Origin of the sequence: Rhodococcus sp. WS1, from assembly GCF_003797745.1 — a bacterium.
GTDB lineage: Bacteria > Actinomycetota > Actinomycetes > Mycobacteriales > Mycobacteriaceae > Rhodococcus_F > Rhodococcus_F erythropolis.
Genome location: NZ_RKLZ01000002.1, coordinates 1042090 through 1067743, shown reverse-complemented (window position 1 = coordinate 1067743; position 25654 = coordinate 1042090). Strand labels below are relative to the sequence as shown.

Here is a 25654-nt window from a genome sequence, read left to right as displayed (position 1 = left end):
GGACGCGACCCCGATGATCACGCCGAACGTCCCGACGCTTCGCGATGTCGCGACAGCCGCCGGCGTCGCCGTGTCCACAGTTTCCTACGCACTCAACGGCAAGGGCAGAGTCGACTCTGCCACCCGGGCGCGTGTTCAAGAGGTTGCGGATCGCTTGGGTTACCGAGCCAATCGGTCGGCACAAAACCTTCGCTCGGGTCGAACCGCCACCCTCGGGTTGATGCTCCCGGCTCCGGACGAGCCTTCCTCGGCCGAGTACCTCAACTTCGACTGGTACGGCCGTGTGGCGACCGCCGCCACACAGGCAGCGTTCCACGCCGATCACTCACTCCTGCTGTTGCCGTCGATGAAGGACCCGAACGGACTGCGTCGCATCGAGATGGACGGTGTGATCGTCGTCGACCCGATGATGCACGACCCTCGCGTCGACATCTTGAAGAAACTCGGAATACCTTCTGTCGTAGTGGGTCCCGGCAACCCTGAGCAATTCGGATGGAGTATTTCGCCGGATCTCTTCGCCACGACCGAAACGCTCTTGAACCACCTCACCGAACAGGGCGCAACGGATATCCTTGTCCTCAATCCCGGAATGGATTCGGCATGGACTCGCGCAACGACCATCGCTTACCTCGAATGGTGCCGCATCCACGGCGTGTCGCCCCGAGCCACGGACGACCTGGCGTCGTTCGAGGGCGTCAATTCCGTCGAACAACTCGTCTCCGCGGCATACGGGGCGACTCACAAAGCACTGACATCCGAGAATCCCCCTGACGCGATCCTCTCGGTCATCCTCGGTTGCGCCCCCGCCGCTGCACGAGCGGCGCTCGATCTCGGCCTGTCAATTCCCGGAAGTATCTTGATCGCCCAGGACAGTGACGAGCCCGCTCTACTGATCTCCGATCCCCCGATCACCGCCGTCGACTTCTTCCCCGAAGAACAAGCAGCTTTGGCGGTGGATGCACTGCTCGCCCTGATCGACGGTGACGAACCCTCTGCGCCGACCCACACCCGTAGCGAACTACGAATACGAGCAAGCACCGCAAATTCGCTCACCCCATGAATTCACTCGGCACCGATAGACTGATTTCCTGACAATCGTCCGTCGCAGACCGAGAGGAATCAAGCCATCGCGCACCGCTCCCGCGACCGCTTGGCCAGGTACCTCGCCGTAGCGCTCGTCTGCATCTTCACGCTCGTGATCTCGGTCGCCAGCGCCACCGGTCTCGACCGCGATGTCCCTGCGGTACGCATCGCTTACGCCGCTGCCGCAGATACTTTCGGCGATCTGTATCTTCCACCCGGATCGGACGGCGACCTGCCAGTCGTCGTATTGATCCACGGCGGCGGCTGGGCGCAGAAGAGCAATCTGGAGTACGCGGGTGCGTGGGCAAAAACGCTGACCCCCTACGGAATTGCGGTCTGGAACATCGAATACAGACGTATAGGTGGGCAGGGCGGTTGGCCGACTACTCTCTCCGATACCGTTGCGGCGACCAACGCGCTTGCCGGCATCGTTCAGGAAAAGGCCTCCGGGCGACTGGATTTGGGTCGCGTGCACATCGCCGGATACTCCGCGGGCGGACAACTGGCCGCGTGGGTCGCGTCGCGACCACAACAGGACACGGATGCTCCCGCGCCTGACCTCACCGTGCCGATTCGTTCGGCGACGATCATGGCCGGCGTCTTCGACATGACACTCGCCGCAACCGCGGGCAAAGATCGATTTGTTCGAAATCTTCTGGGCGGCATGCCGGTCGATCACCCTGACCGTTACCGCATCGCGTCACCGATCGAACATCTCCCCACCGGGCTCCCCGTCACGGCGATCCACGGACTCGGCGACAAGGTCGTGTCGGTCGAACAGAGCCGGCGCTATGCCCGTGCCGCACGAGCAGCAGGCGACGTGGTCGATCTGATCGAACTACCCGGCGTCGGCCACGGCGACTTCGGAAACCCGACAACCAACGCCTGGGCTATCACCAAGCAAGCAATAATCGATCACGTAAACACTCCTTGAGCAGGTGAAACCGCCTACTGTGAGCATGATCGCCCGCAAAAGGATTAGCTGAAACCAACTCCATGACGTACGGTGGGGTTATCAGAGGGCAGCCGTCAGTCAGGCAGCCGGTCGCTTCGCCCGGAACGACAGTTCCAATATTCGTTCCAGGGGCAGACTTCCAGTTCGGTGCAAATCCGCGCCTTTGATCACTACGCACTTTCATCAGTCCCGCAGATTGTTGACCAGGCCGAAGGCTCCGACAGAGTCCGCCGCCAATCGCGTACCGACTGCACCAGTATCAACATGCGCTACACACCGCACGGGTCCAAAACCCTTGCGGTTCAAAGGAATACCTTGTACAACACCATGATTCACCCCGACGACACGAACAACCAGACGAACAGTGTCCCGACAAACGGACTACGGATCCCGACCAATTCGGGCCGTCTCCGCGAACGGGCTCTCGAAATTGTCTGCACGCTCTACCGCTGCAGCACCGACGAAGCCGCCGACCTGCTGGTACGACATTCTCAGACGAACAACCTCAAGGTCACCAGCCTGATCAAGGCGCTTGTCGCCTTGATCGACGAGGACACCTCCGGCACCGGCTACGGAAGCAACAACGCGCTGGCGTCTCACTTCTGGCTTCGCGAGATCAGGAATCTCAGCCAGGCCCACCGACGCAGCGATCACTTTCACCGCCATCTCGTCGGCGCGTAACAGTCGCTGAACGACAACTGACCTGAAACGACAGCTGGGGCAGTACACGGAAATCGTGTACTGCCCCAGCTTCGTGTTTTCAGTTGTCAGGCGGAAGCCGATTCTCGGCAGTCAGGCGGAAGCCGATTCTCGGCAGTCAGGCCGAGGCCGATTCCTTGTTCAGGTCCTGCCGCACACCGTCGGTGTCGGTCGCCTCGTCCACATGCTGCGGAGCGAAGAGCAGGCAGACGATGCTCAGGATGCACATGCCGATCAGCAGTGCGATGACCGGCCAGATGCTGCCGGTTGCCTTGTACATGAGCGTCGAGACCAGCGGAGACAATCCGCCGAAGATCGCGCCGGCACCCTGGTACGCCAACGAGATACTTGTGTAACGAGCCTGCGGCTTGAACATCTGTGAGAGAACGGCGGCGATCGGACCATACGTGGCAGCAAGCACCAGTCGCATGACCGCAAACGTCAGGAAGATCAGGAACACGGATCCGGACTTCAGCACCAGGAACTGCGGCGCTGCGAGTATTGCGACCGCAGCAAGACCCCAGATGACCACGCGGACGCGCCCCACCTTGTCGCCGAGCCACGCAACTCCCAGGGTCGCGATCAACTCGACCACTGCAGCGACACTGAGCGCGTTGAGAATCAGCGTCTCCGACAAGCCGACGTCGGGGTCGGTTGCGTATGCCGTGATGAAGGTCGTCACGAGGTAGTAGCCGCCGACTGCGACCGGCAGAATGCCGATACCGAGGATGATCGGACGCCAGTTGGTCACCAGCGCGTACTTGAGCGGCAGCATCTCCGGAACGTCCGCGGACTTCACCTCGGACTCGAAGACCGGGGACTCCTCGACCTTCAGGCGAACGACCAAGCCGACCAGAATCAGCAGTGCCGAGCAGAGGAACGGCAGACGCCAAGCCCACTCGCGCAGAGCGTCGTCGCCGAAGGTGGAGAGAATGCTGAAGAAACCGGTGGCAAGAAGGGCGCCGGCCGGGTTGCCCAGCTGAGCGAATCCGCCGTAGAAGGTCTTCTTGTCCTCGGGAGCATGCTCGACGGCCATCAGGACTGCGCCACCCCATTCGCCGCCAACGGCGAAGCCCTGGACGAAGCGGAGCACGACCAGCAGTAGCGGCGCCCAGAACCCGATCGACGCGTACGTGGGCAACATGCCGATGAGGAATGTTCCTGCACCCATCAGCGTCAGGGTGACAACAAGAGCGGTGCGTCGGCCCATCTTGTCACCGACATGGCCGAACACGATTCCACCAAGGGGGCGGGCGAAAAACCCGACGGCGTACGTCGCGAACGCCGCCGCAACGCCGGTCAGGCGATCGGTTCCGGGCGGGAAGAAGATGTCACCGAACACCAGGGCGGCTGCCGTGGCATAGACGTAGAAGTCGTACCACTCGATGGTTGTACCGACGAAGGCTGCAAATCCCGCCTTGCGGGCCTTCACGATCTGTTGCTCTCGGTTCATTACTTTTCCTCGGTGGTCGAAGTGCTCGACAATAGGTGGTTATAACCTGAATGTGCGAGTTCGCCGTCGATCCAGGTCTCCCGGACCTCGATCTGCGCAATCGCGTCGGCCGGAACCTCGAGGAGATCCGCGCCCAGAATCACGAAGTCGGCCCGCTTGCCGACCGAGATGCTGCCAAGTTCCGCTTCACGACCCAGCGCACGCGCGCCGTTGAGCGTGTGAGCCTGCAGTGCCTGGTCGGCGGAGATGCGGAGTGCATCGGAGCCGAGCTGATGGCCCTGACGTGTCACACGAGTGACGGCTGCCTGAATTGCCTCGAGCGGCTTGGGCTCTGCGACCGGGGCGTCGGAGCTGATGGTCACGGGAACCTCGGCAGCGATGAACTCCCCGAGCGGGTTGAACCGCTCACCCGGAGTGCCGATCGCCGCGGTGACGCCCTCGCCCCAGTTGTAGTAGTGCTGCGGCTGGTTCACCGGGTAGACACCGGCCAGGTTCATCCGGGCGATCTGCTCGGCCGTCGGGAGTCCGCAGTGCTCGATGCGGTGACGCGCGTCGGCGTCGGGGTGAGCCTTCTGCGCTGCTTCGATGGCGTCGAGCACCATGTCGATGGCGGTCGGCGACTGTGCGTGCGTGGCGGTCTGCAGACCCACGGAGTGTGCCTTGGCAATGAGCTCCGAGTAGTCCGCCGGCTCATGGTAGAGCTGCCCGGTGCGGCACGGGTCGCCCACGTAGCCGTCGGGGAAGTATGCGGTCCAGCCGCCGAGAGTGCCGTCGGCGTAGAACTTGATGCCGCCGAACGCGAGCCGCGAATTGCCGAAGGCGCCATGCATTCCCGTGTCGATGACGTGATCAAGGAGATGGCTGAGCATGTACATGCTGACACGCGTCTTGAGCTGATCCTGCTCGGCCAGACGCAGGTACATGTCGAATTCACGACGCGTCACCTGGCAGTCGCCGATGGTGGTGACGCCGCCGGCCAGGAACTTGTCCTGAGCGACCGACAGCTGGCGAAGGTGCTCTTCCGGCTCGTCCTCGAGATGGAAGTTGGGTCCGTGATGGCCGACCTTCACACCGTTGACACCGGTGAGGATGTTGCACGCGGCGTCGGACAGCTCGCCCGTCAACTCGCCGTCTGCGTCTCGGAAGAACTCGCCACCGGCCGGGTTCTCAGTGCTCGCATCGATGCCGTGCTTGTCGAAAGTGAAGGAGTTGACGACGCCGCCGTGACCGCTCGCGTTCATGAGGTAGACCTCGCGATCGGTGGCCACCTGATCGAGCTCTTCCTTGAGCGGATGACGCCCTTCGATCAGGTTGCGGTGCTCATAGCCGTATCCGCGAATCGGGACACCTGCAGGAGCTGTGAGTGCCGCTTCCTGAAGCAGAGCAATGATTCCGGGAATCGAGTGCGCCTTCTCCGGCCCGCAGTCCACCCAGCTGAGCATCTGTCCGTACATCAACGGGTGTGCGTGCGGATCGACGAATCCGGGGACGACGGTGGCGCCGTCGAGTTCGACCACCGCGGTCGTGCGAGTGCTCAGGCGTCGCGCCTCCGTGCGGCATTCCTCGAGTGTCCCCACCGCGGCAAAGCGGTTCCCGAACACCAGGAACGCTTCGGCTCCCGCCGTGCTGTCGTCAACGGTGTGGATCTTGGCGCCGGTGAAGATCGTGGCGGTGGCGTCGAGCGGCGAGGCTTCGTGCGTGTGCAACTTGCGCATGGCGGTCCTTCGTCGAGATGGTGGTGCAGGTCACTGCGTGTTGAGCGAAAACTACGCCCTGACCTGGAGCTATGCAATGCATCAAAGTTTCAGACCAGGTGGTACACAACTTTTTTGTACAAGTATTCGAGCATTTCTGCACTTATCCACATAATCTATGCCCACATGCGACTGTTCTAATAGGAAGCTCATACAGAAAAATCTCTGGAAAAGTTGGGGCATCCATGACGGTCGATCTCGATTCCAAGCTCATCGCTGCTCTTCAACGCAATGGGCGAGCGACGTACCGCGAACTGTCCGTGGCCGTCGATGCCCCACGCGCGGCAGTGTCCACCAGGGTGCAGGCACTACTCGACTCGGGAACGGTGTCCGTGGTTGCCGTCGCACACCCCGAACTTCTCGGCCTGAAGGCACTCGCACACGTGTCGATCGCCGTGTCCGGACCGATGACCCCGGTACTGGACGCGTTGATCGAATCCGAGGCTGCCGTCTACATCTCGGCAGTCAGCGGGCAGTACAACGTGATCGCGGAACTTCGGGTGTCCAGCCACGACGATCTGTACCGCGCTATCGCCGAACTCCGCTCACAGCGTGGCGTCAGATCCGTGAGCACGCTGGTCTACGTCGACGTCATCAAGGGAATCTTCATGCCCGAGACCGCTTTACAAGCCGACATCCGACTCGATTCGACGGACGTCACCTTGATCGAACTGCTCGAACGCAACGGGCGCATGCCATTTCTCGAGCTGGCCGAACACACCGGCCTGTCGCCGAGCGCTGTGCGCAATCGCGTCAATCACCTGATCGCGAGCACGGCACTGCGCGTCGGCGCTGTCGTCAAGCGGCGAGGTGGTGGCCGGACGCTGGCGATGGGCATCGGCGTCAATCTGGGCTCACGGGACGACAACGCGGTATCGGAGATCGAGTCCCTGCCCGGAATCGAATTCCTCGCGCGGACCCTGGGACGGTACGACGTGATCGCGACGGTCGCCGCCAACTCGTCCAACGACCTCCATGCCCTGTCCGAGCGAATCCGGGGCATCGACGGTGTCAGCGGCTTGGAATCGTGGGCGCATCTCGAGGTTTTCAAGGAGCACTACGCCCGCAGCCTGGACGTACGCGGATAATTCCCAAGTCATTGACCCACTCGTGAGAGCACGCTAACCTCGGACAAAGTCATTGACTCACTTACCCGAGGTGGCACACATGTCCGACTCCGGACGCAAGGTAGACATCGTCGCTGCGGCAATCGAGGACGCGATATCGACCGGCCGATGGCCCGTCGGATCAAAACTCCCGCCGGAGACCGCACTGGTCGAGGAATTGGGAGTCGCCCGAAACACCATGCGCGAAGCGGTACGGGCGCTTGCACACGCCGGAGTTCTGTCCGTTCGTCACGGTGGCGGCGTGTACGTCATGGCGGCGTCGCCGGTCGAAGGACTACTCGGGCGCAGGCTCGCCAGAGGTGACATTCTCGACGTACTGAGCTTGCGACGCGGACTCGAGGTCGAAGCCGCGCGACTTGCAGCGCAGCGCCACACCCCCGAAGATCTCGCGCGGATACATGCAGCCTGGAATGCCCACCCCGGTCACGTCGGCGGCTTCACTGTCGAAGCCGGCATGGCCCTGCACCTTTCGATCGTCGAGGCGTCCCACAATTCCGCACTGATCGACGTCTACCGGGGAGTCCTTGCCGCCGTGACGGATTCACTGTCCGCCGTCAGTGTCGGTCCAGGTTTCCACGTCGACGAGCACCGACCCTTGATCGCTGCCATCGAGGAACGCAACCCCGACGAATCAGCGCGCGCGGCGGGCGCAGCGCTCGATACGGTCATCGACGCAGTCGAAAGGAGCTTGGCGTGAATCAGGGAAACTGGAACGGTACGACGTATTCGCCTCTTGCCGAGCAACTCTCACCGGCATCGACGGAGGCACTGCGCTCGATCGGGCATGTGAGCACGGTGTACGACGTCTGCGCCGGAACCGGGAACTTTGCGCTCCCGGCGGCTCAGTCAGGCATGACGGTCCACGCACTCGACCTCTCCGCCAGCCAGCTCGAGGTCGCACGCAAACGCTGGATTCCCTACCCCGGCACTACCCAACCCACCTTCACGATCGGCGATGCGCAGTCTTTACCCTGGCCGAATTCGAGTGCCGACGCCTGCGTCAGCATCTTCGGGATCATCTTCTGCCCCGACCCCTCGATTGCCCTCGCAGAGATGATGCGGGTGACCCGGCCAGGCGGAAAGATCTGCGTCGCGACGTGGTCGGAGAACGGGTGGGCAGCAGCACTCCGCCGGGAGGCCGCCTCGGCGTGGAATGGCATCACACCACTACCGACGACATGGTCGAGCTCGAGCGAATTCGAGAAGGCAGCAGCCGGATTGGAGTCGGTGAGCTCGGCCTCCCACCTGCTCGAGTGGCAACTACCAGCCGGATCGGATCCCGTCGAGGAACTGTGCGACCAGGCACCGGCGTTGAAGAACTTTCGCGAGGCCGTTCGAAGCACAGGGAATTGGGCTTCGATGTCAGCGCACCTCCGCTCGACGCTCGAGCCCTATCTCAGGTCGAGTGCGCCAGGCCCCGTCGCCACCAGCGAATACATCCTCCACGTTGGCACTGTCCCGAACTCTGACACCGCGTTCTTCCGAACGCGCGGGTAACCCTCTTTGCCGGATACGGTCTCTTCACCGTCCACCGACCCGAAGAGGCCCGCTCGATGTCCGAATCGAACTCCCTGCCCGAATTGAAGCAAGCATCGCAGCAAGCATCGAAACAAACGTTGTCCATGACCGTCCTCATGACGCCGGACATGTCCAATTTTTCGGGCAACGTTCACGGCGGAACGATTCTGAAGTTTCTCGACCAGGTCGCCTATGCGTGCGCGAGTCGATACGCCCAGACGTACGTCGTGACCCTGTCGGTGGATCGTGTGGTGTTCCGCGAACCGGTGCATGTCGGAGAACTCGTCACGTTCAGCGCTTCCGTCAATTACACCGGGCGCACCTCGATGGAAATCGGAATACGCGTCGAAACCGAAGACATTCTTCTCGGAAAATCTCGACACACCAATAGTTGCTACTTCACGATGGTCGCAATGGGCAGCGACGGAAAACCGGCCGAGGTACCCCAACTGCGGCCGACCGGAACAATCGCGAGGCAGCGATTCGAGGCCGGTCGTCGGCGTCGTGAACTGCGCAGAGAGAACGAGCTTCGTGAACAGTCCATCCGGGCTGCAGTTCGGGACTTAACGCCCGAACACGATGACTAAATCCAGTCAAATTTAAGTTATAACCTTATGCATTAAACTTATCGAGTGACTTCGAAGGCACGGGAAAACTATGACGTTGTAATTGTCGGCGCGAGCATCGCAGGATGCGCGGCCGCAATCATGTACGCCCAGCAAGGTCTGCGGATAGCGCTTCTCGACGCTCGCTCCGACATCCGGGCGCACAAAGTCCTGTGCACTCACCACCTACAACCCTGCGGTGCCCCGATCTTGCAACGACTCGGCGCCACGGAAAAACTGCTCGCCCTGGGAATGGTGGAAACCGTTCCGAAATTCTGGACCCCGTGGGGAATGATCACCCCTGATGCTGCAGAGAACTCACCGCCGCCTGGATTCAACGTCCGAAGGGAAACTCTCGACCCCCTCCTGCGCCAACTCGCGAACGACTACCAGAACGTCGACCTTCTTCTCGGACATCGTGTTTCCGGACTACTGACCAAGAACGGCACTACTGCAGGCGTCTACGGCACCGAACAGGGTTCGGCCTTCACTGTCGAAGCACGATTGACCGTCGGAGCGGACGGCAAGGATTCGACCGTCGCACGATCCGCGCGTTGCGACTCGGTGAGTGCGTCCAACGGGCGCTTCAGCTACTTCGCTCAACTCTCCGGACTCGAACGACCCGACGGAGAATCTTCATTGTCGTGGTTCATGGATCCCGACGTCGCCTATCTGCTCCCCAACGACGGCGGAATCAGCGTGCTGGTCGTCTTCCCTGCCCTCGACAAGCTCGGCCCGTTCACTGACGACCTGTCTACTGCTTTCCTCGCGTACGCCAACGCATTACCCGGCGCTCCGCCAGTTCGCCGAGAGCACATCGTCGGGAAGATCGTTGGTACCAAACACTTCTCCACAATCCTCACCGACCCGGTAGGTAACGGGTTCGCACTCATCGGCGATGCCGCGGCAACCAACGACCCGTTATGGGGCATCGGATGCTCGTGGGCACTGGAGACCGCTCAGATGCTGGTCGACGCGACCGCCCAAATGCTGACGGAGACGACGTCACACACACTCGACTCGCATCGGAACGTGAACGCTGCCTTGGCCGAATACCGCAGTGCCAGAGCGAGTATGACGAAACACATCGATTACATGAGCGGTTACGCCGGTGGGCGAAAATTCACCGCGATCGAACGTCTGCTCATCTCCGCGGCCACACATGACCACGACGAAGCCCAAAGGTTCTACTTGTTCGGTTCCCGGTTGATACCCGCCGAGCAGTATCTCTCGACTCGCTCGGTCGCGCGGGCAGCACAAAAACATCTCAGACACCGTCTGCGTCGTAGATCTGTGGCCGGGACGTAATCTGCCAAGCGTTTTTTCGGCGCCGGCAACGGGGAACCCTCCGATCGCAACCGAGCCGGAGGAGCGACCATGCGTGCACACATCGCCATTCCGAGTGAATCGACTTGTCACAGGTACGTAGTCGCCGTCGCCAGCTCCACCTTCGCCGAATCGGTCATCTGGTGCGACGGCCCCGCGTTCGACGCAGTACTCGTTCTGGGCAGCGAGATTCCGCAGCACAGTGGCCACCGAGCCGTACTCGCCTGGAATCACTACTTCGGGTGGGCGCTCGGCGTGGAAACGACACCGGATACGTCGTTCGCCGTTGTCGAATGCCTCGGTATCGGGAGAATGCCGGACCCGGAACTGTGCGCCGACCGCGCTGTCGAGTTGATTGCCCAGGCGGGTAGTTAAGGAACTCGTCGCGCGGCGCGCAATCCAGCGGGCATAGGATCGAGCGCGAGTTTCGCACGCCCGACGAAAGAGAGCCCGACATGGACCCGGTGAACAGGCCTGCCGGTCAGCTGGCTCTCGAGAACGAACCGGACGGCAGGGCGACTTTGCGGGCGCGTCAGACGCCCCGCAGTGAGCGTCGCAAAATCGGGAAGGGCCTGCGCAAGCGAGTGGCACGATCGTCGCTCGGTGATTGGACGCCCCCGCCCAACCGACGCGATCCGGTCGATCAGGTCAACACGGCACACGAGGGAAGACTCGACTGGTTGGTTCCGATTCGTGTGGGACGCATGGTCGCTTCACCGTACGGTTTCCTGCGCGGTACCGCCGGCTTGATGGCAGAGGACATGGCGCAGCTCCCGTCCACCGGCATCACTCCCGTCATCTGCGGGGATGCGCACGTCGGAAACTTCGGGTTCTACGGGTCCCCGGAACGCGAACTTGTCATAGACCTCAACGATTTCGACGAAGCACATCCGGGCCCCTGGGAATGGGACCTGAGAAGGTTGGCTGCGAGCATCTGGGTGGCCGGGCGGCAGAACGGTCTCACCGAAGCTCAATGCGAAACAGCGACAACCTCGTGTGTGTCCGCATATCGCCTCCACTTGGCAAAGCTTTCCGAGCGTCCACTGTTCGATCGCTCCTTCGACCGGGTCGATCTCGACGGACTGACCGACCACGTCACTGATCCCGGGTTGCTGGCCGAGATCCGCCGCGCCGCGGAGCGGGCACGACGGCGTACGAGCGATCACGCGGTTCCTCGGTTCACTGTCGAGGATCACGGACGGCGCCAGTTGCTCGAGAACCCGCCGCTCACAACACGACTCACGCCGAAGGACACCGACTTCCTCCTGGAGGGTCTGGACGAGTATCTCGAAACCCTTGCACCACACTGGCGCCGAGTCGTCTCGGGATACAACGTCATCGACGTTGCGCACCGGGTTGTCGGAGTCGGAAGCGTCGCTCTGCGTGCGTATGTCGCCCTGTGCGAAGGGAGCATCCCGGACGACGTCATCTTCTTGCAGCTCAAGCAGGCTCGCCGATCCGTCGTTGCACCCTTCGTGCACGGCGACTCGGCCTGGCACGACCATCAAGGACGACGCGTCGCGGAATACCAGCAGGCTCTCCAGACAGTCAGCGATCCACTGCTCGGGTGGTGCACCGTGGACGACCGCCAGTACTACGTCCGTCAGTTCCGGAACATGAAAGGTTCTGTGGACCTGAACAATATCGATGCAGCAGCCTTGACCGACTATGTCGCGATCTGCGGTCGCCTACTGGCCAAGGGACATGCACGAACCAGTGGCGCGTCACTGATTTCCGGTTACCTGGGAACCTCGGACACGGTCGACACCGCCCTCACCCGGTTTGCTCGGCTCTACGCCGATCAAACCGAACGTGACCACGACGCTCTGTGCCGGGCGGTATCGGCCGGTACGATCGCCGCGGAGCCGGGAATCTGATCCCTCACGCCGCGACGATCCTGCCCTGCTCGAACTTCACTCCTCCCCAGATTCCGGTCTGGCCAGTGGCAGAGGCGAATTCGCGACACGATTCCGCAATCGGGCACCTGTTGCACACGTCGGTCGCGTAGTCGTATCCCTCGGACGGAAAGGGAAACCAGCGGTCCGGCTCGGGGTCTCCTCGACATTCCGCCTGCCACCAGGTTCGGTCGTCCGAGATCGGCAGAAGCTCAGCCAGATTCGAGATTTCGTCAGCGCACATCACTTACTCCTTCCGACCGTCACGTCCGACTCAATTCACGCCAGATCTTCTGCTGCACCTTCTCGATGCGTCGAGGCGCCTTCGGTTCCCACAGCAGCCGCATGCCGGCCTCAGCCGGCGTGCGATCCGCTTTGCGCTGATTGCAGGAACTGCAGCACGCCACCAGATTCCCCCACGTATTGGGCCCGTTGCGGCTTCGCGGCTGGACGTGGTCGATGGTCGTTGCTCTGGCGGCGCAGTACGCACATTGACGACCGTCCCGGTCGAAGATGCCGGCGAAGGTCGCTCGGCTGGAATCGGTGACCGTAACCCGGTGGGCGACATACACGTACTCGGCAAGCAGGATCGTCCGAGGCAGTGGGATCTCGACGTGCTTGGAGCGCACCGGAAATATCGGGATCACGTCTTCGGTGGACTGCGCGGAACCGGTGGCGATCAGGACGACCGCACGATCGGCGCTCACTTCACCGAGGTACTCGTACGTTGCGTTGAGTACCCGGACGGACCGGTTCATCCAACTGTGAGAAGCGGCGGTAGATGCGCGGTTCGGGTTCCGCATGAGACGTCTCAGTTCATGTCGAGGAGTGGAACTCCTGGACGTGAAGACGGGTCAGGAGCAAATGCAAGAAACAGGGAACGGCATATATCCAGCGCCACTCTGTTCCCCGAATGCAGGAAGGGAAATGCCGCGGGGTGAGTGCCCGCTCAGGTGCAACGCTTGCTTCGAGTCGCGCATGCCTGTCCCCTTCCACTTCGTGTTCTCTTCACCGACGATTGCCGGCGCCCATCATCACACGGAAGGCATCCTCAGCGATATTGATTTATCAGGCCGGAATAGCCGTCCAGCAAAGGCCGCGGTTTGACGCCGGAACACGCGGCTTGATCGAATGAGCCATGACTTCGTCGTACATCGACCTACGCTCGGACACCGTCACCAAGCCTGATGCGGAGATGCGGAAGGCGATGGCTGACGCCGAGGTCGGTGACGACGTCCTCGATCACGACCCGACCATGGCGGCGCTCGAGGAAGAGGTCGCACATACTCTGGGCTTTCCGGCGGCCTTGTGGGTACCGAGCGGATCGATGGGCAACCTGATTGCGCTGATGCTGCACCTTCGCCGCGGCGATCAGTTCCTCGCACCGGAACACTCTCACGTCTTGGGGTCAGAGTTGGGCACCGCTGCTTGGCTCGCACAGGGAATGCCGATGGCGCTGCCGCACGACGGCGGACCCGGACGTCCCAGTCCCGAGACCGTCGTGAAGGCGGCGGGTTCCCCCGGCCCGTACTTCACGTTGAACACCACGCTGCTCTGTCTCGAGAACACCCACAATTTCGCCGGCGGCGCCGTCATGAATCCGGCGGAGTGGACGAAACTGGTCGACGCGGCGAGATCACGCGGCTTGAAGATTCATCTCGACGGCGCCCGCCTCTGGAATGCCGCTGCTGCACTCGATGTTTCGCCCACCGAACTTACTTCCGGCGCCGATACCGTCCAGGTGTGCCTGAGCAAGGGACTCGGTGCGCCGGTCGGCTCGATTCTGGCCGCATCACCTGAATTGATCACCGAAGCCCGAAGGATCCGCAAGATGCTCGGCGGCGGCGTTCGTCAGGGCGGGGTGCTTGCCGCAGCCGGCATCGTCGCGCTTCGCTCACAAGCTCGCCTGTCCGACGATCACGACAATGCGCAACGCCTGGCGTCGGGCCTTCGTGAACGCGGTTGGGCTGTCGACGAACCCGCAACCAACATCGTTCTCGCCGCCACAGCCGATCCGTCGGCCACCGTTGCTCAGCTCGCCGCCGTCGACGTCGGTGCGGTCACCGTCGCCGGGAAGGTTCGGTTCGTGACACATCGAGACGTGAGCACTGCCGACATCGACGAAGTTCTGTCCCGACTAGCCGCCTGAGCTACACCATCAGCGGTTGAACCTCCTGCGCGACAAGGCGAATGAACTCGCGGACGTCCGGCTCGTCAACGGTCGGTTGGAGTACCACGGTGGTTGCACCCGCGTCCACCCATCGCACTGCTGCGGCCGCAACGTCGGCCACGGTCCCCACGGCAATCGCTTCCTCCGGCGACTCGCACCCTGACGCTGCGGCCTCGGCAAGGGCGCGCTCACGACCGCTGGAACCAAATGCACAGATGACGTAAACGACCACCTCGAGATCCTGCGCTCCGATATGAGCGATCGCCCGGCGAACACCTTCCGGGGTCGTCCCACCCGAGAGCACGGTGCCCTGCGCCAACTCACCACTGAGCGCCAAAGTCTTTGGCCCCGTGGCACCGACGAGCAACTGCGGCACCTTCTCGGGCGGCCACGCCAGCTTGACGTCCGTGAGATTCACGTATCGACCGGATACCGTCACCGACTCACCGCGCAGTAATCGCTCGAGTGCTCCGAACTGCTCCCGGAGGAGGGTCAACGGCGATTCGACCTTGGCGCCGATCTGCCGCATCCAACTCTGAACACCGTGGCCGAAGCCAACCCGCAGTCGATCCGGATGAACTCTGGCCAGCGCCGAAATCTCCATCGCCGTGATCGCGGTGTTGCGCATCGGCGTCGGCAGCACACCGATCGCCACTCCCAGGCGCGTGGTTTCGGCCAATACAGTTGCAGCAGTGGCTATTCCTCCACCGAAGAAGCAGTCCTCCCACAGCCAGACCTCATCGATACCGACTTCGTCGGCATACCCCGCATGCCGAACCAGATCTTCCGGGCATTGCTCCGGACGCAGGACCACGGCAATCCGTGCGGCGCTCATGCCGTCACCAGAAACGCAGCGATCTCGTCAGCTGTTCGGCGACCCTGTTCGCGTCCGAGTTCAGCTGCCGGGCGCCTTGTCGCCGGCGAGAGGGAGTTGGTTCCGATCGCTTCCACGACGGCGTCGTCGGCGAAGATCGCCAGTACCCGTGACTGCGTCATCGCGTCGATTTCCTCTCGTAGACTGCCGCCCAGCAGATTCGGGGCGGGATCGGCAGCAGGTGAAAGAACCACGACCACATCGCAGTCGGCAGCCAAATGAACATTCGAGCCACTTGCCATTCCGCCGTCCATGTACCGGTCGCCCTCGATCATGACTACCGGCCACACCCCTGGTACGGCGCAACTTGCTCCGACTGCGTCGATCAGTTCTACGCCGTCAGCACTGCCGAACACCCTCAACTCACCGGTCTGTGCGTTGATCGCCGGGATGCGCAACACCCGCTCGGGCCACAACCGATTGGGCAGCCTTGCCTCGATGACCGCACGACGCACGGCGGGTTCGACGGTGTCGGCGGCCATCGCTGCCTCGCCGAGCGCACGAAGTTGTTCGGACCGATCCGCGGAGCCCGCGATCGCGTCGACGAACATCTGACCGAGGACCTCGACATCTACCTCCGGATCGATCTCACCGGTCGCAGCGGCCGTTTGTGCGTCGAAAAGCTCCTGAAGGGTCGCGCCGCCCGCAATCTGAGCAGTCACGGTGGAACCTGCAGAAGTGCCGATCAATACGTCCGCTGCCAGCAGCGCTGCGGCAGCGTCCGGCGATTTGTCCTGAACGCCCAACAGAAAACCGGTTTCCCAGGCGATTCCCGCAACGCCGCCACCGGCAAGTACCAACCCCAATTTCACGCCGTCCACCTCTCGTCGATCACGATCCGTGCCCGAAGTCGACGTTAGACCTACTCTGAAGTGATGTTCATGCGCAGCGCAAAGACATTTGTTCCCGACGCACTCCGCGGGTTGATCGCATCCACCGACGACATCGCGTGGAACCCCGATCCCGGATACCTCACTCGTGCACAGCCCCTTCCACGCGGGCGAGTCGCGCTCGTCTCCGGCGGCGGCTCGGGTCACGAACCCATGCACGCCGGATTCATCGGCGAAGGAATGCTCACGGCCGTCTGTCCCGGGTTGATCTTCAGCTCACCCAACGCACTGCAGATCCATGAAGGATCCAAAGCTGCCGACGCCGGTGGCGGCGTCCTGCACATCGTGAAGAACTACACCGGCGACGTGATGAATTTCGGTATCGCACGGGAACTACTCCGCGAGGACAAGATCGACACGGACGTCGTCTTGGTCGACGACGACGTCGCGACCGAACGCGCAGACGGTAGCGGCCCAGGGCGACGCGGCACTGCGGCAACGATCGTGGTGGAGAAGGTCTGCGGCGCGTCCGCCGCCCGCGGTGACGACCTGGCCGAGGTGACCCGGATCGGACAACACGTCGCACACTCGGCTCGCAGCATGGCCGTCGCTCTTCGCCCATGCACCTTGCCGGGGTCTGACGAGCCGTCGTTCGACCTGCCGGAGGGGCAGATGGAACTCGGTATCGGAATCCACGGCGAACGCGGCACAGAACGCGTGGACGCCCTGCCCGCACCGGAATTGGTGCGACGGCTGACGGATCCGATCATCGAGTCCCTGAGTCTCGCCGAAGGTGATCACGTCATTGCGGTCGTCAACGGGCTGGGAGCCACCCACCCAATGGAGCTGCAACTGCTGTTCGCCGAACTCGGAGACTATCTGGCCGACCAGGGAATTCACATCGAGCGGACGCTGATCGGAACGTTCGTCACTGCATTGAACATGGCCGGAGCATCCATCACCCTTGTTCGCACAAACAAAGAAATCCTCGAATTATGGGACGCGCCAACAAAAGCGCCCGCCTGGCCGAATGCTATGGCACGTGAGTACAGCGGCATGGGCAAGCGTGAATCATTCGGTCCCACATTCACACCCGACACCTCACGCACTGCCGAAAGCAGCTTCGTCGGCGGCTGGATTGCGGACTGGGCCGCGAAGGTACTGGAGCAGGAACCTGCCCTGACCGATCTCGACCGACGAGCAGGAGACGGCGACTTCGGGACCAACATGGTGGCCGCACTGGATCAGCTCGACATCTCGGCGATCCGTGACACCTATTCCACTGCAACGATATTCGATGCAGTCTCCCAGGCGTACCTCGGTCACGCCGGCGGTACGTCCGGCGCGTTGTTCGGCATCTGGTTCCGGCATTTCTTCCGCGTCGCCGCAGAATCAGCGGACTCCGAACTCGACCTCGGTGCGATCGCGACTGCAGCACGGGCGGGGCTCGACAACATCACCTCGCTCGGCGGCGCACGCGTCGGCGACAAGACGATGGTCGACGCGATAGTTCCGGCGGTCGAGTCGTTGGAGCAATCCGTGAACTCGGGAGCCGATCGGGACGCTGCTCTGGCCAGCGCAGCGGCAGCGGCGGCGGCCGGCGCGGAGTCGACCGAAACCATGCTCGCGAACCGCGGACGTGCAAGTTATGTGGGCGAAGCCGCTCGCGGAGTGGTCGATCCGGGAGCGCTACTCATAGCGTGGTTCTTCGCTAGTGCAGTGGGTCACTAGCGAGCACTTCGGAGCTGTGACTAATCTGGCAGCCACAGCACATCGTTTGTGAGGGCCCGTGGGCAAAAGCACCGGTCTCACACACCACACAGGAGCAGCCCATGCTGAGCACCATGCAAGACGCCCCCCTCTCCATTGCTCAACTTCTCCGCCACGGTGCCTCCGTTCACGGCGCTTCCGAGGTTGTCACGTGGACCGAGTCCGGCCCGCGCCGTGTGTCATACGCAGACGTCGGCAAGCGCTGCGCACAGCTTGCGCACGCCCTGCGCGGACTCGGTGTCGAGGGTGACGAGCGAGTCGCCACGTTCATGTGGAACAACTCCGAGCACCTCGAGGCGTACCTGACGATCCCCTCGATGGGTGCTGTGCTCCACACGCTGAACATTCGCCTGTTCCCCGAGCAGTTGATCCACGTCGCCAATCACGCCGAGGACCGCGTGATCATCGTCGATCCGTCCCTGATTCCGCTTCTCTCTCCGCAGCTTCCGTCGCTGACAACCGTCAAGCACATCATCGTCACCGGTTCCTCCACTGCGGGACTCGAAGCTCCCGAGGGCGTGCAGGTTCACACATACGAGGGCTTGATCGCCGATCAGCCAACCGAGTTCGACTGGCCCGAGGTCGACGAACTCAGTGCTGCCGCAATGTGTTACACGTCCGGCACCACGGGCGACCCCAAGGGTGTCGTCTACTCCCACCGTTCGATCTACCTGCACTCCATGCAGGTCTGCATGAGCGACGGCCCCAACCTCGCGCAGGGCGATCGTGCACTCGCCGTAGTGCCTCAGTTCCACGCCATGTCGTGGGGACTTCCCTACGCCGCGTTCATGATCGGTGCCTCGCTGATCATGCCCGATCGCTTCCTCCAGCCTGCTCCGTTGGCTGCGATCATCGCCAGCGAGAAGCCGACGTTCGCCGCGGCCGTACCCACCATCTGGCAGGGCCTGCACCTCTACCTCGAGCAGAACCCACAGGACATCTCCTCGATGCGTGAGGTTCTGATCGGCGGCTCCGCGGTACCGCCTGCCCTCATGCACGCATTCGAAGCCGACCACAACGTCTCCGTCCTGCACGCCTGGGGCATGACCGAAACCTCCCCACTCGGATCCGTTGCCCGCCCGCCGGCCGGTGTCACCGGCGACGCGATGTGGAAGTACCGCTACTCTCAGGGCCGCTTCCCGGCATCCGTCGAGGCACGTCTCATCGACGACGACGGCAAAGTTGTTGCACACGACGGCGTTTCCGTCGGCGAGCTCGAAGTGCGCGGCCCCTGGATCACCGGGTCGTATTACGGCGTCGATGCGGAAGACAAGTTCAACGACGGCTGGCTCAAGACCGGTGACGTCGGATCCATCACGGCCGACGGCTTCCTGAGCCTGTCAGACCGCTCCAAGGACATCATCAAGTCCGGCGGCGAATGGATCTCATCGGTCGACCTCGAGAACGCCGTCATGGGTCACCCTGACGTCACCGAAGCTGCCGTCATCGGCGTGCCGGACGAGAAGTGGGACGAGCGCCCGTTGGTCGCGGTTGTTCTGCGCGCCGGATCCGAGACCACGATGTCCGAACTCCAGCAATATCTTTCGGACAAGGTCGCCAAGTGGCAGCTCCCCGAGAACTGGGCTGTGGTTCAGGAAGTTCCGAAGACGAGCGTCGGCAAGTTCGACAAGAAGCGCCTGAGGGCCGACTACCACGAAGGCGGACTCGAAGTCACTCGCCTCTGACACGGAGTGAATGCTGAAGTATGAATACTGAAGGTGGGCAACAGGTTTTCACTCCGTTGCCCACCTTCGTTTAACGAGCAATGCACTTTACGGACGATAACCGACCGTGTGAAAAGCGATGTCGACGTACTTCTGCGCCAATTGCGTCGGCGACATCGGCCCGCCGGTCTGGAACCAACGCGGCAGTGACTGCGCCATACCGAGTATGGCCCGGACGGTCTCTTCGGTGTCGGTGACCGCGAAATCTCCCGATGCCACACCGTCGTCGACGATCCTGCGCATGAGCAACTCGAGCCGCTTACGACTCGCGGCGTATCGACTTCGGCTTTCCGGTGAGACATGCCGAATCTCGGTGTCCAACGCAGCATGCCGCGACCGGTGGGTCATGTAGAGAACAATCGCCTCCACCACCAAGGCGAAGCGTCGTACCGGATCTTCGCCGGCTTCCACCTCTGCCGCTTCGGTTCTGGTATTCAGCTCACTCATCGAGATCTCGAACAGAGCGACGAGGACTGCCTCTTTGTTCGCGTGGTGATAGTAGAGCGCGGGAACGGTTACCCCGACACGGTTGGCAATCTGCCGCACCGTCGTGCCGTGGTAACCGTTCTCATCGAACAGCTCGAGCGAAGCCATCAGGATGTCGGTCATCACCAGCGGCGGGAAAGTCCTCCAGTCCACTGCCACCGAATTCACGGGCTCCACCTCGCCAGTCATGAATAGCCGAAATTACCGCGGTGCCATACGGATTGCACCGTCGAGGCGGATCGTCTCACCGTTGAGCATAGGGTTGGAGACGATATGCGCAGCAAGCGCGCCGTACTCGCTGGGATCGCCCAGGCGAGAGGGGTGAGGCACCTGCTGACCCAGCGACGCCTGAGCTGCTTCAGGCAGTCCGGCCAGCAACGGGGTCTTGAACAGGCCGGGAGCGATGGTGTTGACGCGGATCAGCAGCGACGCGAGGTCACGGGCGATGGGGAGCGTCATACCGACGACGCCACCCTTCGACGCGGAGTACGCAGCCTGCCCGATCTGACCGTCATAGGCTGCGACGGAGGCGGTGTTGATGATGACGCCGCGTTCACCGTCGATGGGTTCGGTCTTCGAAATACGTTCCGCAGCAAGACGAAGAACGTTGAAGGTGCCGATCAGGTTGACGTCGATGACCTTCTTGAATGCGTCGAGCGGGAAAGCACCCTTCTTGCTGACCGTCTTGACTGCGTTGCCGATTCCGGCGCAGTTGACTGCCACGCGCAGGGGTCCGAGGGACTCGGCCACGTCGAGTGCAGCGGTGACCGCAGCCTCGTCGGTGACGTCTGCAGCCGCGAAGCGGACCCGGTCGCCAAGTTCCTTGGCGATGGCTTCACCGTTGGACGACGGAAGGTCGATGATGACGACGCTGGCACCGTCGGCAAGAAGGGCTTTGGTCGTAGCCAGGCCGAGGCCGGATGCTCCACCGGTGACGACGGCGACGCTGTCGTTGACGATCATGAGAGTTCCTTTCGAAAGGTTATGTGTTTCAGATGCGTTCGATGATGGTGGCGTTGGCCATGCCGGCGCCCTCGCACATGGTCTGCAATCCGTAGCGTCCGCCGGTGGCCTCGAGGTGGTTGACCATCGTGGTCAACAGTCGAGTACCCGAGGACCCCAGGGCATGGCCGAGTGCAATCGCGCCGCCCCACGGGTTGAGCTTTGCCGGATCGGCGCCGAACTCATGAGCCCAGGCGAGTGGAACGGGAGCGAAGGCTTCGTTGACCTCGTAGGTGTCGATGTCGTCGATGCTCAAACCCGCGCGAGCGAGCACCTTGTGGGTGGCTGGGATGGGTGCGGTGAGCATGAAGATCGGGTCGTCGCCCGCAACGGAGAAGGAATGGAAACGAGCTCGCGGGGTCAGCCCCAGCTTCGACGCCATTTCTTCGCTCATGATCAGTGCTGCGGACGCGCCATCGGTGAGCGGCGACGAGTTACCGGGAGTGATCGACCACTGCGCTTCGGGGAAGCGCTGCGCGTACTTCTCCGAGTAGAACGACGGCTTCAAGCCGGCGAGTCCCTCGGCGGTAGTAGACGCGCGAACCGTCTCGTCGACGGTATGCGAGACGATCTCACCGGCGGCGTTGGTCACCGAGATCGGCAGAATCTCCTTGTCGAAGAGCCCCTGCGCCGCTGCCTCTGCTGCCCGCTGGTGGGACTGCGCAGCGAATGCGTCGAGAGCCTCGCGGTCAAGCTTCCACTTCGCGGTGATCAACTCCGCGGAGATGCCCTGATTGACCAGGCCTTCGGGGTAGCGAGCCGCGATGCCCGGACCGGAAGCATCCTTCCCCATCGTCGCGGTACCCATCGGGACACGACTCATGGATTCGACGCCTGCCGCGATAACGATGTCGTAGGCCCCGGCGATCACGCCTTGAGCCGCAAAGTGCGCAGCTTGCTGACTTGATCCGCACTGGCGATCGATCGTGGTGGCGGGTACCGACTCGGGGAACCCTGCCGACAGGACCGCGCTGCGGGTGATGTTGAGCGCCTGCTCACCGGCCTGGCCGACGCAACCGCCGATCACGTCGTCCACCAAGGCGGGGTCGAGGCCGTTTCGATCGACGATGGAACGTAGAACGTGCGCCATCAGTTCGACAGGGTGCGTCCCGGACAGTGCTCCGCCCGGCTTTCCCTTGCCAGACGCGATCCGGACTACATCGACGATCACTGCCTTGGTCATCTTCGTTCCCTTCGAGGACGTGCATTGCTGGGGCGGTCCGGCACCCGAGTTCGTGGCACCGGATGCCGAACCGAGATCGTGAGAGCACCCTGACTTAGCGCTCGCTAAACAATTACCACCGAGTCGGACCGTCCGTCAAGAGAGGGCTACCGAACTCGAAGCCGATGTGGGCAGATGAAAAGTTGGGCGATCAGGAACCCCTGACCCACGCCCTTCATTAGTACTTTCGAATGATAGGTTTTCAATCTTCGCCCGAAATGTCCGGAATCGGATAACCTTCCGCCACAAGCAATCCAAGCCACAGGGGATTCGGGGCGTGGCACCAATCGATGACAAACCGCAGGGGGACTGACCCGGAGGTAGAGCGTGGACCTGCGATACGTTGCATTCACACGTGCCGACTCGCATTTCTACGACCGAATCAGAACGGTCACTCGACCTGACACACTGACTGACCAGCACTTTAAGCCTGCAAAGTCGGTGGGCTGGTCACTCTGGCGGCGCGGTCCCCAAAGCGGACCGTGGAACTACTTCCAACCGCCTGACAGCGTGCTGCCAGAACAGGGATGGAAGATTCACTGCTCCGCTACCCAAGCCAACGCGCAGGAGCTGCTCGATACCGTCTCCGCGTATTGCGGCCACAATCTGGTGCCTTTCAAATTTCTTCGGACGGCAGCAGACCTCATGTTCTCCAACAGCAAGCAGGCCAATCGAACATCCAGCGGAAAATTCATCACGATCTATCCGGCGGATAGCGTTGCCACACAACGTGTCATCACCGAACTGGACGAGCTTGTCAGGGCTGCCGACGGGCCATACATCCTCAGCGATGTGCGATGGAACCGGGGACCACTCTACTTACGGTACGGCGCGTACCTGCCCATGCAGACCAACGATTCATTCGGCGATCGCGTCCCGGCAATACGGCGCCCCGACGGATCGCTCGAACCCGATCTGCGCGGCACTTCCTTCAGAACTCCAGACTGGGTACAAATCCCGGACTTCGTTCGCGCGCAGCAAGACAAGCTGAAATCACGCGACGCCTTCCCCTATTCGATCACTGAAGCCCTGCACTTCAGCAACAGCGGGGGGATCTACTCCGCGCTGGACGACGCCGGCATCAATCTCGTCATCAAAGAGGGTCGGCCCTTCACCGCCCCGGACGCCAACGGCCGGTACGCAATCGACCGCATTTGCAACGAGTACGACACGCTGACTCACCTTGCCGACAACCCGTACTCACCTTCCGCGCTCAACTTGTTCGAGCGCGAAGGACACCACTTTCTTGTCACCGAGCGCGCACCCGGCGCTCCCCTGAATCAGGAGATTGCGCTCCGCTATCCGCTGATACGCGCGGATCAGACACTCAGCTCCCGAACGGAATACAGAACCTGGGCGCTCGGTATTGCACAACAGCTGACTACCGCAGTCGAGAGCTTCCACAACGCCGGAATCGTTCATGCCGATCTTCACCCCGGCAACGTGATGTGCTCACCGTCGGGTATTCGGATCATCGATTTCGAGATGGCCCACAGCATCGACGAGCAACCGCCCCGGTCCACCGGGGCTCCCGGGTACACCGCACCGCAACAGTTGACAGGAATCGAGGCAGATCGATACTCCTTGGGATGCATCGAGCTGGGACTCTTTGTCCCACTTACTACATTGCTCCCCCTCGACCGCAACAAGATTCCCGAACTCATCGGCTACGCGGTGTCTCGATTCGATCTTCCTCGTGCCTTCTGTGCCTCGCTCTATTCGATGCTCGACGCACAGCCGCCGGAACCGGCGGATCACCCGCATCGTTGGGACACGTCGTCGAGGGAAACCTTGCAACGTATGGACGCTCGATTGCGCTGCGGCATCCTCACCACACTTGATCTCTCCCGCGCTGATCGACTCTTTCCCGGTGACATCGCCCAGTTCGAAGTGAACGGTTACGGCATTGCTCACGGCTCGTGCGGAAACCTACTCGCCGATGATCTTCCCACCGACACCTTGGAGACAGTTCTGGAATGGACTGAACATCAAGTTGATTCGGATACGCAACCACGGTTCGGTTTCTTCGACGGGCTCGCAGGTGCGGTGCATACCTTTCGGCAGCTAGGACGACACTCGACTGCCGACAGATGGGTCGAGACTTTGCGTGGAGTCCCACTCGACGATCTCGACTCCAGCCTCTTCGGCGGCCTTTCCGGAATCGGGTGCCTTCTACTCGAGGAATCGGAGTCATGTCCGGCGGCATCGTCAACTCTCGCTCTCGTCACCGAAACTCTGCGGGATCGCCTTCCGGCTGCTCGCGCACACGTCCGCTTCACCGACGGAACATCTTGGGCGACAACGGGTCGCGGAGGCTTGATGAGAGGGCCGAGCGGGCAAGCGCTGTTCTGGACTCGCCACTACGAACGGACCGGTGATCCTCGATCGCTGGAACACGCGCGACAGCTTGTCGACATCGACCTGTCCGTGATGCAGATGTGCCCTGACGGTTCGATGCAGCTGAGAGAGGAGCGCCGGACAATGCCGTACCTCGGATCGGGATCCGTCGGCGTGGGCCTGGTACTTCTTCAACTTGTTCGACATGTCGACGAGCCGCGCTACGCGTCTGCGCTACTTGCCATATCCCGCGCTGCCGCCGTCGAATTCACTGCCCAAGCCGGACTACTAAACGGGCGAGCCGGGCTGATTCTCTTCCTCGGCGAACTCTCCAAGAGTCCATATGCCGGCGCCGATTGTGAGCAGACGCTTGCCCAGCAGTTCCAGCTTCTGGGCTTACACAGCCTCAATCACGCAGGAGGACTGCACTTTCCAGGTGAACAGAACCTGAGACTCTCGACAGACTGGGCAACCGGATCTGCAGGAATACTGGCGTTGCTCCGACATACCGGATCGGCAACTGCCCGACAGTCGTTTCCACTGATGTGCGCGTCGAACTGCCACATCGCCTAATTGTTCGGAAGTTATCACCCACGGCAGATTGGAGCACAGAAGTACCAGGCGAAAACCCTGGAACGAAATCAACACCGTAAGCAAACTCGATCGATCAAATCCATCGGCAAGAACGCCGATCAACAAAGGAAATGACAATGGACGCTATTCTCTCCCTTCAAGATCTGTCAGTCGCCGCCGGCAACGTCGGAGACGCAGGCCAGCTCGAGCAGAACGCGGCAATCAGTTCGCTCAGTTTCTTCTGCCTCTGA

General features: G+C 62.0%; 23 protein-coding genes. 14 read left to right on the top strand and 9 right to left on the bottom strand.

Features of this window, described 5'->3' with window-relative positions:
* The first annotated feature begins 13 nt into the window (after nt 1–13).
* The 3 genes from EEB12_RS17480 (at nt 14) to EEB12_RS17470 (ending at nt 2719) form a co-directional block, all read left to right on the top strand.
* Nucleotides 14–1060 carry a LacI family DNA-binding transcriptional regulator gene (locus tag EEB12_RS17480; protein WP_070385036.1) on the top strand — a complete coding sequence of 349 codons (1047 nt, stop codon included), beginning with the start codon at nt 14–16 and terminating at the stop codon, nt 1058–1060.
* 90 nt (nt 1061–1150) lie between these two features.
* Nucleotides 1151–2017 carry an alpha/beta hydrolase family protein gene (locus EEB12_RS17475; RefSeq protein ID WP_080910325.1) on the top strand — a complete coding sequence of 289 codons (867 nt, stop codon included), beginning with the start codon at nt 1151–1153 and terminating at the stop codon, nt 2015–2017.
* A 336-nt stretch (nt 2018–2353) separates the two neighbouring features.
* On the top strand, nt 2354–2719 hold the full coding sequence (locus EEB12_RS17470) for an ANTAR domain-containing protein (protein WP_029537179.1): 366 nt from the start codon (nt 2354–2356) through the stop codon (nt 2717–2719).
* A gap of 136 nt (nt 2720–2855) precedes the next feature.
* Here EEB12_RS17470 and EEB12_RS17465 read toward each other — a convergent pair whose 3' ends face one another.
* Nucleotides 2856–4190 carry an MFS transporter gene (locus tag EEB12_RS17465; RefSeq protein ID WP_020909524.1) on the bottom strand — a complete coding sequence of 445 codons (1335 nt, stop codon included), beginning with the start codon at nt 4188–4190 and terminating at the stop codon, nt 2856–2858.
* The gene (locus EEB12_RS17460; RefSeq protein ID WP_020909525.1) at nt 4190–5905 is read right to left on the bottom strand and encodes an amidohydrolase; all 1716 of its coding nucleotides are present in this window, start codon (nt 5903–5905) and stop codon (nt 4190–4192) included. The genes EEB12_RS17465 and EEB12_RS17460 overlap by 1 nt, the downstream gene beginning before the upstream one ends.
* Nucleotides 5906–6129: 224 nt before the next feature.
* On the opposite strand from EEB12_RS17460, the gene EEB12_RS17455 reads away from it, so the two are divergent.
* The 7 genes from EEB12_RS17455 (at nt 6130) to EEB12_RS17425 (ending at nt 12397) form a co-directional block, all read left to right on the top strand.
* On the top strand, nt 6130–7032 hold the full coding sequence (locus EEB12_RS17455) for an Lrp/AsnC family transcriptional regulator (RefSeq protein WP_019745816.1): 903 nt from the start codon (nt 6130–6132) through the stop codon (nt 7030–7032).
* Between the two features lie 79 nt (nt 7033–7111).
* Nucleotides 7112–7768 (top strand): FadR/GntR family transcriptional regulator, encoded by a 657-nt coding sequence (locus EEB12_RS17450; protein WP_021345902.1) that lies wholly within the window; start codon nt 7112–7114, stop codon nt 7766–7768.
* Nucleotides 7765–8568, top strand: coding sequence for a class I SAM-dependent methyltransferase (locus tag EEB12_RS17445; protein WP_020909528.1), 804 nt, complete (start codon nt 7765–7767; stop codon nt 8566–8568). The genes EEB12_RS17450 and EEB12_RS17445 overlap by 4 nt, the downstream gene beginning before the upstream one ends.
* A gap of 125 nt (nt 8569–8693) precedes the next feature.
* Nucleotides 8694–9176, top strand: coding sequence for an acyl-CoA thioesterase (locus EEB12_RS17440; protein WP_029256546.1), 483 nt, complete (start codon nt 8694–8696; stop codon nt 9174–9176).
* Nucleotides 9177–9221: 45 nt separating this feature from the next.
* Complete coding sequence (locus tag EEB12_RS17435) at nt 9222–10502, top strand: NAD(P)/FAD-dependent oxidoreductase (RefSeq protein ID WP_020971174.1); 1281 nt, start codon at nt 9222–9224, stop codon at nt 10500–10502.
* 69 nt (nt 10503–10571) lie between these two features.
* Entirely contained in the window at nt 10572–10895 is a 324-nt protein-coding gene (locus tag EEB12_RS17430; RefSeq protein ID WP_019745820.1) for a DUF6292 family protein, read from the top strand.
* Between the two features lie 80 nt (nt 10896–10975).
* On the top strand, nt 10976–12397 hold the full coding sequence (locus EEB12_RS17425) for a DUF2252 domain-containing protein (protein WP_021345906.1): 1422 nt from the start codon (nt 10976–10978) through the stop codon (nt 12395–12397).
* Nucleotides 12398–12401: 4 nt separating this feature from the next.
* On the opposite strand, the gene EEB12_RS17420 is transcribed toward EEB12_RS17425, so the two are convergent.
* Together EEB12_RS17420 and EEB12_RS17415 are read right to left on the bottom strand one after the other, a co-directional pair.
* Nucleotides 12402–12659 (bottom strand): WhiB family transcriptional regulator, encoded by a 258-nt coding sequence (locus EEB12_RS17420; RefSeq protein ID WP_003943196.1) that lies wholly within the window; start codon nt 12657–12659, stop codon nt 12402–12404.
* Between the two features lie 19 nt (nt 12660–12678).
* The gene (locus tag EEB12_RS17415; RefSeq protein ID WP_031333862.1) at nt 12679–13218 is read right to left on the bottom strand and encodes an HNH endonuclease; all 540 of its coding nucleotides are present in this window, start codon (nt 13216–13218) and stop codon (nt 12679–12681) included.
* Between the two features lie 335 nt (nt 13219–13553).
* Between EEB12_RS17415 and EEB12_RS17410 the strand changes: the two genes are divergently transcribed.
* Complete coding sequence (locus tag EEB12_RS17410) at nt 13554–14564, top strand: threonine aldolase family protein (RefSeq protein WP_141488215.1); 1011 nt, start codon at nt 13554–13556, stop codon at nt 14562–14564.
* 1 nt (nt 14565) lies between these two features.
* On the opposite strand, the gene EEB12_RS17405 is transcribed toward EEB12_RS17410, so the two are convergent.
* Entirely contained in the window at nt 14566–15420 is an 855-nt protein-coding gene (locus tag EEB12_RS17405) for an LLM class flavin-dependent oxidoreductase (RefSeq protein ID WP_141488214.1), read from the bottom strand.
* Nucleotides 15417–16280, bottom strand: a complete 864-nt coding sequence (locus tag EEB12_RS17400) for a patatin-like phospholipase family protein (protein WP_141488213.1) — start codon at nt 16278–16280, stop codon at nt 15417–15419. The genes EEB12_RS17405 and EEB12_RS17400 overlap by 4 nt, the downstream gene beginning before the upstream one ends.
* Nucleotides 16281–16334: 54 nt before the next feature.
* Between EEB12_RS17400 and EEB12_RS17395 the strand changes: the two genes are divergently transcribed.
* Both EEB12_RS17395 and EEB12_RS17390 read left to right on the top strand, forming a co-directional pair.
* The gene (locus tag EEB12_RS17395; protein ID WP_041815377.1) at nt 16335–18020 is read left to right on the top strand and encodes a dihydroxyacetone kinase family protein; all 1686 of its coding nucleotides are present in this window, start codon (nt 16335–16337) and stop codon (nt 18018–18020) included.
* 101 nt (nt 18021–18121) lie between these two features.
* Nucleotides 18122–19744 carry a long-chain fatty acid--CoA ligase gene (locus EEB12_RS17390; RefSeq protein WP_019745828.1) on the top strand — a complete coding sequence of 541 codons (1623 nt, stop codon included), beginning with the start codon at nt 18122–18124 and terminating at the stop codon, nt 19742–19744.
* A gap of 87 nt (nt 19745–19831) precedes the next feature.
* Here EEB12_RS17390 and EEB12_RS17385 read toward each other — a convergent pair whose 3' ends face one another.
* The 3 genes from EEB12_RS17385 to EEB12_RS17375 are packed head-to-tail and all read right to left on the bottom strand — an operon-like array spanning nt 19832 to nt 22454.
* Nucleotides 19832–20458 carry a TetR/AcrR family transcriptional regulator gene (locus EEB12_RS17385; RefSeq protein WP_029256551.1) on the bottom strand — a complete coding sequence of 209 codons (627 nt, stop codon included), beginning with the start codon at nt 20456–20458 and terminating at the stop codon, nt 19832–19834.
* Nucleotides 20459–20470: 12 nt separating this feature from the next.
* Nucleotides 20471–21232 (bottom strand): 3-hydroxyacyl-CoA dehydrogenase, encoded by a 762-nt coding sequence (locus EEB12_RS17380; RefSeq protein ID WP_003942978.1) that lies wholly within the window; start codon nt 21230–21232, stop codon nt 20471–20473.
* Between the two features lie 28 nt (nt 21233–21260).
* The gene (locus EEB12_RS17375) at nt 21261–22454 is read right to left on the bottom strand and encodes a thiolase family protein (RefSeq protein ID WP_141488212.1); all 1194 of its coding nucleotides are present in this window, start codon (nt 22452–22454) and stop codon (nt 21261–21263) included.
* 366 nt (nt 22455–22820) lie between these two features.
* Between EEB12_RS17375 and lanKC the strand changes: the two genes are divergently transcribed.
* Complete coding sequence (lanKC, locus tag EEB12_RS17370; protein WP_141488211.1) at nt 22821–25403, top strand: class III lanthionine synthetase LanKC; 2583 nt, start codon at nt 22821–22823, stop codon at nt 25401–25403.
* Nucleotides 25404–25654 lie beyond the last annotated feature (251 nt).